Origin of the sequence: Haloparvum sedimenti (assembly GCF_001462205.1) — an archaeon.
Lineage (GTDB): Archaea > Halobacteriota > Halobacteria > Halobacteriales > Haloferacaceae > Haloparvum > Haloparvum sedimenti.
On the sequence record NZ_LKIR01000135.1, the window covers coordinates 32,759 to 44,004 of the forward strand.

The following is an 11,246-nucleotide window of genomic DNA, read 5'->3' on the forward strand; positions in this document are numbered from 1 at the left end:
GACACAGCACGGACACAGCTACTTAAACGCCCACGGAGCCGCACCTCATCGTGGCGGCGTATTGTGGTAACATCCAACACGGATCCGTGCAAAATCGGTCGCAGTACGTCGGTCTCCCGCATCGGACGAGCGCGACCCGGGCGTGACCCGAGTGGCCCGCCGACGAAGGTTTTATATAGAATCACAAACAATCCGTGGGTGTACATGAGCCAGCGAATGCAGCAGGGTCAGCCGATGATCATCATGGGAGAGGACGCGCAGCGCGTCAAGGACAAGGACGCGCAGGAGTACAACATCTCCGCCGCACGCGCGGTCGCGGAGGCCGTCCGCTCCACGCTCGGTCCGAAAGGGATGGACAAGATGCTCGTCACGTCGATGGGCGACGTCACCATCACGAACGACGGCGTCACCATCCTCCAGGAGATGGACATCGACAACCCGACCGCGGAGATGATCGTCGAGGTCGCCGAGACGCAGGAGGACGAGGCCGGCGACGGGACGACGACCGCGGTCGCCATCGCGGGCGAGCTCCTCAAGAACGCCGAGGACCTCCTTGAGCAGGAGATCCACCCGACGGCGATCATCAAGGGCTTCCACCTCGCGAGCGAGTTCGCCCGCGAGGAGGTCGACGAGGTTGCCGAGCCGGTCGACGCCGACGACACCGAGATCCTCCAGCAGGTCGCCGAGACCTCCATGACCGGCAAGGGCGCCGAGCTCGAGAAGGACGTGCTCGCCGACCTCGTGGTCCGCGCGGTACAGGGCGTCAGCGTCGACGCCGACGACGGCTCCACGGTCGTCGACCTGGCGAACCTGAAGATCGAGACCCAGACCGGCCGCTCGGCGGGCGAGTCCGAGCTGCTCTCCGGCGCGGTCATCGACAAGGACCCGGTCCACGACGACATGCCCTCGAGCGTCGAGGACGCGAACGTCCTCCTCCTCAACGAGCCGATCGAGGTCGAGGAGGCCGACGTCGACACCTCCGTCTCCATCGAGTCTCCCGACCAGCTCCAGCAGTTCCTCGACAAGGAGGAAGAGGAGCTCCGTGGGAAGGTCGACAAGATCGTCGAGTCCGGCGCCGATGTCGTCTTCTGTCAGAAGGGCATCGACGACCTCGCACAGCACTACCTCGCGAAGGAGGGCATCCTCGCGGTCCGCCGGACGAAGAAGTCCGACCTGAAGTTCCTGAAGAACGTCCTCGGCGCCAACATCGTCTCCGACCTGGACGACCTGACCGCCGACGACCTCGCGGTCGGTAGCGTCACCCGCGACGACGAGGACGAGCTGTTCTACGTCGAGGGCGAGGACGCCCACGGCGTCACGCTCCTCCTCCGCGGCTCCACCGAGCACGTCGTCGACGAACTCGAGCGCGGCATCAACGACGCCATCGACGTGGTCTCGACCACGGTCTCCGACGGCCGCGTCCTCGCGGGCGGCGGCGCCATCGAGGTCGAGCTCGCCAGCCGCGTCCGCGACTTCGCGGACTCCGTCGAGGGCCGCGAGCAGCTCGCCGTCGAGGCGTTCGCGGACTCGCTGGAACTCGTCCCGCGCGTGCTCGCCGAGAACGCCGGCCTCGACGCCATCGACCTGCTCGTGGACCTGCGCGCGGCCCACGAGTCGGGCGACTCCCGCGCCGGCCTCAACGCCTTTACGGGCGACGTGGAGGACACCTTCGAGGCGGGCGTCGTCGAGACGGCCCACGCCAAGGAGCAGGCGCTCTCCTCGGCCACCGAGGCCGCGAACCTGGTCCTGAAGATCGACGACATCATCGCGGCCGACGAGCTGTCCACCTCCGGCGACGGCGAGGAGGAGGGCGGCGCGCCCGGCGGCGGCATGGGCGGCATGGGCGGCGGCATGGGCGGCATGATGTGAGCGTCCGGTAGGACAGACTCACCACCCAGCCGACCGGCCGCATCGCCTTTCGATCGACCGCTTCTTTCGACCTGTCTCGGACGCAGCAGCAGTCACGGCGCCACCACCCGACCGCGTTCAGCATGACCTAAATACCCGGCCGGAAAATTTTGCGGCATGGAAACGCTGCTTCTCAACAGCGCCGACGTCGACGAGAACGCGCAGATGGACCGCGTCATCGCGGCGGTGTCGGACGCGTTCGTCGCCTACGAGGAGGGCAACGCGCAGATGCCGGCCAAGTCGTACATCGACCTGCCGCAGTACGACGGCGACTTCCGGTCGATGCCGGCCTACCTCGACGCGGGCGACTGGGACGCCGCGGGCGTCAAGTGGGTGAACGTCCACACGAACAACCCCGAGGAGTTCGGCCTCCCGACCGTGATGGGGACGATGGTCTACTCCGAGCCCGAGAACGCGTTCCCGCTGGCGATCATGGACGGCACGGAGCTGACGATGAAGCGCACGGGCGCGGCCGCGGCGGTCGCGACCGACCACCTCGCGGTCGAGGACGCCTCCTCGCTGGGGATCGTCGGCGCCGGCGTGCAGGCATACACCCAGCTCGAAGCGATCGCGGAGATCCGCGACATCGAGACGGTCGTCGTCTCGGACCTCGACGAGGACCGCGTCCGGCGGTTCATCGAGACGTTCGAGGACCGATTCACGGTGCGTGCGGGCTCGATCGACGAGGCCGCGAGCTGCGACGTGCTCTCGACGGTGACGCCCGTCGAGTCTCCCATCGTGCAGGCGGCCGACATCGGCGAGCACACCCACGTCAACGCGATGGGCGCGGACGCCGAGGGCAAACACGAGCTCGCGGACGACCTGCTGCTCGACGCGAAGATCGTCATCGACGACCACGAGCAGTGCACCCACTCCGGCGAGATCAACGTCCCCTACGCGGACGGCACGCTCACGGACGACGACATCTACGGCGAGATCGGCCAGATCGTCACCGGGAAGATCGAGGGGCGGACCGACGACGACGGCGTCACCGTCTTCGACTCGACCGGGCTCGCGATCCAGGACGTGGCCGCCGCCCACGTCGTCTACGAGTACGCCGACGACAACGACAACGGGTACCCCTTCGACCTGCTCGGCCTCGCCGAGTAACGCCGCACGCGGTCGCCGGCCAGCGAGCGCTCCCCCGTGGTCACCGCTCCGCGGTCGCCACGCCGCGACCGCGAACCGCCGGCCGGTTTCTCGATCAGTCCTCGACGCGCGGCAGCCGGATCTCCACGACGGTCCCGCGCGGGCGGTTCGCGGAGACGGAGACGGTGCCGCCGGAGCCGGTGACGATCCACGAGGTGACCCACAGGCCGAAGCCGTCGGAGTGGGTGAGCTGTGACACGTCGGCCTCGCCGTGGAGCAGGCGGCGCTCGTCCTCGGGCAGCCCGGGGCCGTCGTCCGCGACCCGGACGACGACCGCCTCGGGACAGCACGTCACGTCGACCTCGACGCGGGGCGCCTCCCGGTCGCTGTGTTCGACGGCGTTCGTGAGCACCTCCCGGAACGCGTCCCCGACGGTCGGAAGCGCCCGGGCGTGGGCCTCCTCCGGCACCGTCGCGCGGACGGTGGCGTGCGGGTACTCGTCGCCGAGGTCCGCGAGGAGGTCGCGCACGCGGGCGGCGACGTCGACGGGCTCGGTCTCGCCGTCCCCCTCGACCACCGACTGGACGTAGCGCGCCCGGTCGCCGTAGGAGGCGAGTTTCCGGGCGCGACGGCGGATCGTCTCGACCCACGCCCGCACGGCGGCGTCGTCCACGCTGTCGGCGATCCGGCCGGCGGTGCCGTGGATCACGTTGACCGCGGTGCGCACGTCGTGGCGCAGCACGCGGTTGAGCACGCTCAGTCGCTCCCGGTTGCGGCGCTGTTCGGTCAGGTCCGTGAAGATGCAGTAGCCGCGCCGCTCGTCGGTCCCGCCGGACGATTCGGGGACCACGTACACGCGGAAGTCCCGCATGCCGTCGACCGCGCCGCGGCGCACCATGTACGTCCGGCTCTCGTCCTCGCGGAGCGGGTCGTCGAGGGGCACCTCCTCGGCGTCCTCCGGCTTCCGCACGTGTGCGCCGAGGCGGTCGCCCGCCGCCTCCGCGGCGTCCACGCCGAAGGTCGCCTCGAACTGCGGGTTGACCGCTCGGGCGAGCACCTCGCCGTCGGCCATCTCGACCTCGGCGATCGGCGTGGCGACGTTCTCGAACAATGCGGAGAAGCGGTCCCGCTCGCGCTGGAGGTCGCGCCGCCGACGCCGGCTCCGCGCGTCGTACCGCCCGATCAGCAGGCCCGCGACCGCCGCGGCGACGACGGTGTACCCGATCACGTGGATGGGGTCGACCCCCTCGGAGACGAACTGGACCAGCACGACCCAGCCGATGAAGACGACCGCGAGTGCGGCCGAGACGGTGCTCCAGAGCACGACGTGGAGCGGTCTGCCGGTCTCCTCGGCGAACAGCAGACGGACGCCGTATCCGAAGACGACGACGCTCATGAGCAGCGGGACCGCCATCTCGGCGCCGATCGACAGCAAGGACCGACTCGGAAGCTCCGCGAGGCTCGACAGCGGGATGACCGAGAGCGTCGCCCCGAGGAGACAGAACAGACCGGCGGCGACGCGCGAGGAGTCCATCGATTGATCCTTTTCACCGTGGAATAAAGAACCTGCTGAACGAAACGTCTCCTTCGGGTCCCGCTTACCGCTCCGGGTGCGTCGGCGCGTCGAACCCGCCGCGAACCAGCGGTTTGGCGACGTGGCGGCGGGCGCAGGGCGGCACCTCGTACCAGCCGGGGTCGAGCGCCCGCTCGACCGGCACCGCGACCTTCCCCGGCGCCGCGGTGCCGCAGTCGCGACAGCGGTACCCCTGCCCGCGACCGGCCGAGGACATCGTCCGCCCGCAGTCCGGGCAGGTCGGCGTGGCGAGCTCGCTCCCCACGAGCTCGCGGACCGCGACCTTCTCCAGCTTCAGCGTTCCCGCCTCGTGCTCGCCGCAGGCGGTCAGCCGGTCGCCCGGGCGCAGCGCGCGCACGCGGTCGCGGAACCGGTCCGTCGGCGCGAACGCGGCCCCCTGCGCGACCGCGTCGGCAGGGAAGTCCGCGGCCGCCACCGCGGAGGGGTGATCGAGGCCGTCCGGCACCGCGTCGGACCGGACCAGCGGGACGAAGACGTGACCGCCGCGGCGCGTTTCGGGCTCGTCCGCGACGACGCAGTCGACGCGGTAGCCCGTGCCCTCGCGGAGCTCCCCAATGCGGCCGGGCGCGATATGCGCGTCCGTCCCCTGATTCGTCAGAAACGTCGCGGCGCGGTCCACGGACTCGCCGTCGATGCGGGCCGCGACCGCCCGGCAGGCGTCGGGGTCGTCGCCCCGGATCCCGTAGAGGATCGGTCCGGGGGCGTTGGGGACACAGACCGCCTCGCCCGTCCCGCGGTCGACCGTGTCCCAGACCGTCGGGTAGCCGGATTCGGCGGCCGCGAAGACGGACTCCTCGTCCACCCTTCGTGGCGTCCCGCACCGCTCGAACCGGCGATACGCGACGTGTTCGTAGGTCCAGTCGTCGAAGGCGGCGAGCGCGCCGACCGCCGCGAGCGCGCCGATTCGGCCGCGGCCCTCGACGCTTCGGTTCCCCGCGTCCGCGTCCGGGTCGCCGCCGGCGCCGAAGCCGGCGTGCTCGAAGCCGTGTTCGTCGGCGAGCGCGATGGCCTCGTCGAGGTCCAGGCGCTTGCGGAGCGCCCGTCGGGCGAATCCGGCCACCTCGTCGGGAATCGCCGCGGGCGCGTCCGCCGGAAGCGGCGCGACGATGAGCCCCGGGGAGGTCCGGGGATCGTCCGTCTCCGAGAGCCCCGCCAGCAGGTCGCCCGCGAGCTCGAACGCCTCGTCCGCGGGCAGGTCCGTGTGGAGCGCGAGCGCCGCGTTCCCCCGCGTCTTGTGTTTCACGGCGGGGTTGAGGCGCACGAGGAGCCGCCGCTCGACGCGGCCGCCCGCGGCCGCGATCCGCTCGGCGAGCCGCGTCGCGGCGTAGGTCGTACACATCCCGCGCTCGCGGGAGTCGGTGTCGTCGATCCCGACGATGGTCACGGGCAGCGTAGGGGACGGACCGGCAAGCGGCTTTCGCGTCACGTTCCATATATAAACCTACCGCCGGTGAGGCGCGAAAAACCGCCAGAGCGCGCCGAGGCCAGTCCATACCCGGCCGGCACAACGTATTTATGTAGCGAAGGGCGTATCAACGGCTATGTCCCGGAGTGCGCTCGTCGGGAACGTCACCGCCATGCTGGAGGACGCGGGGTTCCTCGTGAGCGACCGGTGTGCGGTCCGGCCCAAGAGCTTCGACCTGGCCGCTCGCCGCGGGGAAGACCTGGTCCTCCTGAAGATCCTCGGCAACGTCGACGCCCTCGACGCCGAGACGGGCGCGGAGATGCGTCGCCTCGGGGAGTACCTCGACGCGACGCCGATGGTGGTCGGGCTGCGGACGCGCGACGAGGACCTGAAGCCGGAGGTCGTCTACTTCCGGCACGGCGTCCCCGTCATCAATCCCGACACCGCGGTGGACCTGTTCATCGAGGAGATCCCGCCGCTGATCTACGCCGCCCCCGGCGGCCTCTACGTCAGCATCGACGGCGAACTGCTCGCGGACGAGCGCGAGGAGCGCGGCTGGTCGCTCGGCCGGCTCGCCTCCGAACTCGGCGTCTCGCGACGCACCGTCTCGAAGTACGAGGACGGCATGAACGCCTCCATCGAGGTGGCCGTCCAGCTGGAGCAGATCTTCGACGAGCCGTTCTCCAGCCCGGTCGACGTGATGGACGGCGCAGAGGAGGTTCACGACGCGGACCCGACCCCCGACGCGCCCGAGGCCGACCCCGACGACGAACACGTCGTCCACGTGCTGACGCGCGCGGGCTTCACCGTCCACCCGACCGCCCGCGCCCCGTTCAAGGCCGTCTCGGAGGACGAGGACAGCCGCCGGATGCGCGTGCTCACCGGCCACTCCGCGTTCACCCCGGCCGCGGAGAAGCGCGCGCGGATCATGTCCTCCATCGGCGAGGTGGCCCAGACCCGTTCGGTCTACTTCACCGAGGAGGAGAACCGCCGCGAGTCCGTCGACGGCACCGCGCTCGTCTCCTGTGAGGAGCTCGCGGACATCGACGACCCCGAGTCGATCCGCGACCTGATCCGGGAGCGGGCCGAGCGCCCGAAGGACGCGTAGCGGCGCGGGGAGCGCCTACTACTCCGAGATCCACAGCCCAGCCGCCAGCACCGCGGCGCCGACCTGCGAGGCCGCCAGCAGCGCGAACGCGACCCGGAAGCCGGCGGCGTCCGCGAGGGTGCCGACGACCGCGGGCGCGAACGCGCCGGCGCCCATCAGCAGGGTGCGGACCACGCCGAGCCCGCCGCCGGCCATCCAGTCGGGCAGGATCTCCACGAGGTGTGCACCCCGGACCGGCCGGAAGCCGTGCGCGCCCAGTCCCAGCAGGACGACGACCGCGCCCAGCGCGACCGGGCCGGCGCCGACGGCCGGCAGGACGACCGCCGCCGCGAGCGCCGCGCCCGCAAGCGCCAGCGTCGCGACGATGACCGGGAGTCGGCCCACGCGGTCGCTGAGGTCGCCGGAGACGAGTTGGACCAGACTCACGACGAACAGCGCCGAGTAGATCAGGTTCGCGGTCGCGGTCGACAGCCCGCCGGCGTCCACGAGGTACAGCGGCAGGAATGCCACCGTCCCGTTGTAGGCGAACGAGAACAGCACCGTGACGCCGACGAACGCGGAGAACCGAGGGGCACGGAACAGGTCGACGTAGTCGCGGACGCCGGGCTCGCCCCGGTCCTCGTCGACGGCGTTCGGGTCGGTCCCCGGTTCCTCCCCGCTCCCGGCGTCCGGATCCGACCCCTCGGAGAGCCGGCGCGGTACGCGAATCTGGAACGCGGCCGCCAACCCGACCGCGACGACGCCGGCGATCAGGAACACGGCCCGCCAGTCGGCGCCCGGCAGCCGCGACAGCGCCGCCGCGAGCGCGGGCGGCGCGGACAGAAACAGCACGACGGCCGCGGGCGCGACCACGCCGCCGAACGCGCCGAACGTGTCGAGCGCGCCGAGAGCGCGTCCGGTCCGGGCGGGATACACCCGCGAGAGCAGGCGGACGGCGACGGTCTTGTGGGCGCCGGTCCCCGCGCCCATCACGAGCATCGCGCCGACGAGGACCGCGAACGGCGAGTCGACGACGAGCACGAGCGCGCCCGCGCCCGCGAGCACGGCGCCCGCGACGACGACCCGCACCGCGCCCAGCCGGTCCGCGAGGACGCCGCTGGGGAACTGCATCGCGGCGTAGACGATCATGAATCCGGTGAACGCGGTCCCGACCGCGGCGTTGCTGACGCCGTAGCTCGCCTGCAGCGGCTCGAAAAGCGGCGGGAACGCGTACCGCAAAAACTTCGCGAGGAACCAGATCAGCGCCGTCAGCACGAGCACGTCGTACTCGCGGAGACGGCCGAGCGCGGTCATCGTTCCCCCGGTGGCCGACGAGGGGGTTAAACCGTCCGACTCCGGCAGATCGGCGGCGCGACGCCGGACCCGCGGCGCGCCGACGCGTCGGCGTCCGACGGTCTACCGCTCGTCGAGCGGGACGATCTCGGCGTCCTCGGGACCGGTGTAGCGGGCGCGCGGGCGGATCAGGCGGTTGTCCTCCTGATACTCGAGCACGTGGGCGATCCAGCCGCCGGCCCGGGACATCGCGAAGATGGGCGTGTACATGTCCATCGGGATGCCGAGGTGGTCGTAGACGGAGCCGGAGTAGAAGTCGACGTTCGGCGCGATCCCCTTCTCGACGAGCCCCTCCTCGGTGAGGTACTCCTCGATGGCGGTGGTGTAGTCGAGCCACTTCGTGTCGCCGGTCGACTCGGAGAGGTCGCGCAGCTTCTCCTCTAAGATCTCCGCGCGGGGGTCCTTCACCTCGTAGACGCGGTGGCCGAAGCCGGGGATCCGGCGGCCGTTCGCGCGGGCGTCCTTCGCCCACTTGACGGGGTCCTTCCCGGAGGCGTCGACCTCGTGGAGGGTCTCCATCACGTCCTGGTTGGCGCCGCCGTGGAGCGGGCCGGAGAGCGCGCCGATGCCGCCGACGACCGCGGAGTAGATGTCGGCCATCGTCGAACCGATCACCATCGCCGTGAACGTCGACGCGTTGAGCCCGTGGTCGGCGTGCAGCGTCAGCGCCATGTCGAACGTCTCCTCGGCCACGTCGTCCGGTTCGACGCCGGTGAGCATGTAGAGGAAGTTGCCGGCGTGGGAGAGCTCCGGGTCCGGCGCGACCGGCTCCTCGCCCTGCCGCGCGCGCTCGAAGGCGGCGAGGATCGTGGGGATCTTCGCGGTGATCCGCCGGCCCTGTCGGAGCGAGTGGTCGAGGTCCTCCGGCTCGCCGTCGGCCTCGGGATCGTAGCTGCCGAGCATCGACACCCCGGTCCGCAGCGCCGCCATCGGCTCGGCGTCCGCCTCCGCGAGCGTCGCGACCGTCTCCAACACGTCGTCGTCGACCGCGCGCTCGCTCGCGAGGTCCGCCGCGAACGCGTCGAGCTCGTCCGCGGTCGGCAGCTCGCCGTGCCACAGCAGATAGAGCACCTCCTCGTAGGTAGCCTCGCGGGCGAGATCCCCGATGTCGTAGCCGCGGTACACGAGTTTGCCGACGCTACCGTCGATGTAGCTCAGCTCGGACTCCGCGACGAGAACACCCTCCAAGCCCCGCTTCAGCTCGTCTGACATACCCGAACGGTTCCCGCCACCCTCAAAAAAGCGTTATCGTTTAGGAGGGTTTTTGTTCGACAGTCGTCGAACCGCAGGGCGACGTTGCACGGCGACGGCGGGTCGCTCGGAGAACCCTTTTTCACGGCGCGGCGCCAAGACGAACGGCGACCGGCCGGTCGCTCCGATCCTGATACCTCCGTGCCGACCGCGCGCCGCTCACCCGCGCGCCGGGACGACGGTGATCCGCTGTTTGCGGTCGATGGCGTCCTCCAACTCCTCGGCGATGGCGGAGCCGCGGGAGACCTGTACCTCGCCGCCGCGGCCGACGGTCGCGGTGAACAGGTACTCGTCGCCCGCGCGCACCTCGACGGTGTCGCCGACGTGCTCGTCCATCGGGATGACGACGTGCCGGGAGGTGATCTCCGGCTGGACCACCTGCTCGCGCTCCGCGCCGACCTGGCCGTTGCCGGCCCCCGCGGAACCGGCCGGACCGGACGTGCCGCCCCCGCGACCGGGCTTCTCGTCGTGCGTGCGCACGTCGATGTCGATGCCGAGTCTGTTCTCGATGTCGGTGATGCGGCCGCCGCCCTTCCCGATGACGGAGGCGATGTCGTCCTCCTCGACGTAGACGACCGCGTCGTCGTTGCCCTGCAGTTCGACGTCGACGTGTCCGCGGGCGACCGACCGGATCTCGCGTTCGATCTCCTTTTTGGCGATGCGGCCGACGCCGGTCTCGGTGCTCCCCTCGCCCTCCTCGCCGAGCGGGACGGTGACGACCTGCCGGTTGAACGTGTAGATCTCGTACTCCGGCCGGCCGGTCTCGAAGTCGGTCACCTGAATGACCGGGCGCGCGAGGTCCTCGGCGGTGAGCCCCTCGGGCACCTTCACCTCCGTCTCCACGTCGTAGACGGTCTCGACCTCCCCGGCCTCGATGTAGACGACGGTGTCGACGATCTGGGGGATCATGCCGAGTTCGACGCGGCCGACGAGACGCTGGAGCGAGTCGATGGCCCGGGAGGCGTGGACGACGCCGACCATGCCGACGCCGGCCATCCGCATGTCCGCGAACACCTCGAAGTCGTCCGTCTTGCGGACCTCGTCGTAGATGGTGTAGTCCGGGCGGACCAGAAGCAGGGAGTCGGCGGTGTTGGCCATGTCGCCGCCGAGCGCGCCGTACTGGGTGATCTCCGGGCCGACCTGCAGGTCGCGCGGCTTCTCCATCGTCTTGACCGCGTAGTCGCTGTCGTTGAGGAACTCCGCGACCGCCTGTGCGAACGTCGACTTCCCGGCCCCGGGCGAGCCCGAGATCAGGACGCCGCGTTTCGACTCCAGGAAGCGCTCGCGGAGCTCGTCCGCGAACTCGTAGTCGTCGAGGACGGTCTTCGCGATGGGGCGGACGGCCGTGATCTCGACGCCGTCGGAGAAAGGGGGCCGCGCGACCGCGATCCGGTAGTTGCGGTACTGGACGATGTCCATCCCCTCGTCGGAGAGCTCGACGTAGCCGTCGTTGGACTGTCGCGCGAGGTTGACGATGGCGGTCGCCCACTCGCGCATCTGCTCGTCGCCGGTCGGCTCGTCGTCGATGACCTCGTAGCGCATCTCGCCGAGCGTGCCGC

8 protein-coding genes are annotated in these 11,246 nt (G+C 70.7%); 3 read left to right on the forward strand and 5 right to left on the reverse strand.

Features of this window, described 5'->3' with window-relative positions; all coding sequences use genetic code 11:
• Positions 1 to 216: 216 nt before the first annotated feature.
• Positions 217 to 1,869: a thermosome subunit beta gene (gene thsB / locus AN233_RS12180; protein WP_058367314.1), complete on the forward strand. Its 1,653-nt coding sequence runs from the start codon at positions 217 to 219 to the stop codon at positions 1,867 to 1,869.
• Positions 1,870 to 2,025: 156 nt separating this feature from the next.
• Complete coding sequence (locus tag AN233_RS12185; RefSeq protein ID WP_058367052.1) at positions 2,026 to 3,018, forward strand: ornithine cyclodeaminase family protein; 993 nt, start codon at positions 2,026 to 2,028, stop codon at positions 3,016 to 3,018.
• 94 nt (positions 3,019 to 3,112) lie between these two features.
• Here AN233_RS12185 and AN233_RS12190 read toward each other — a convergent pair whose 3' ends face one another.
• Positions 3,113 to 4,531 carry a PAS domain-containing sensor histidine kinase gene (locus AN233_RS12190; RefSeq protein WP_058367053.1) on the reverse strand — a complete coding sequence of 473 codons (1,419 nt, stop codon included), beginning with the start codon at positions 4,529 to 4,531 and terminating at the stop codon, positions 3,113 to 3,115.
• A 64-nt stretch (positions 4,532 to 4,595) separates the two neighbouring features.
• Complete coding sequence (locus tag AN233_RS12195; protein ID WP_058367054.1) at positions 4,596 to 5,975, reverse strand: tRNA(Ile)(2)-agmatinylcytidine synthase; 1,380 nt, start codon at positions 5,973 to 5,975, stop codon at positions 4,596 to 4,598.
• A gap of 157 nt (positions 5,976 to 6,132) precedes the next feature.
• Between AN233_RS12195 and AN233_RS12200 the strand changes: the two genes are divergently transcribed.
• Positions 6,133 to 7,104, forward strand: coding sequence for a transcriptional regulator (locus AN233_RS12200; protein ID WP_058367055.1), 972 nt, complete (start codon positions 6,133 to 6,135; stop codon positions 7,102 to 7,104).
• A gap of 18 nt (positions 7,105 to 7,122) precedes the next feature.
• Here AN233_RS12200 and AN233_RS12205 read toward each other — a convergent pair whose 3' ends face one another.
• The 3 genes from AN233_RS12205 to AN233_RS12215 form a co-directional block, all read right to left on the reverse strand.
• A complete protein-coding gene (locus AN233_RS12205) occupies positions 7,123 to 8,397 on the reverse strand; it encodes an MFS transporter (RefSeq protein WP_058367056.1) in 1,275 nt (424 codons plus the stop codon).
• A 102-nt stretch (positions 8,398 to 8,499) separates the two neighbouring features.
• Positions 8,500 to 9,648, reverse strand: a complete 1,149-nt coding sequence (gene citZ / locus AN233_RS12210) for a citrate synthase (protein ID WP_058367057.1) — start codon at positions 9,646 to 9,648, stop codon at positions 8,500 to 8,502.
• A 198-nt stretch (positions 9,649 to 9,846) separates the two neighbouring features.
• Positions 9,847 to 11,246: PINc/VapC family ATPase (locus AN233_RS12215; protein WP_245626070.1), on the reverse strand; the 1,400-nt coding region annotated here is incomplete at its 5' end.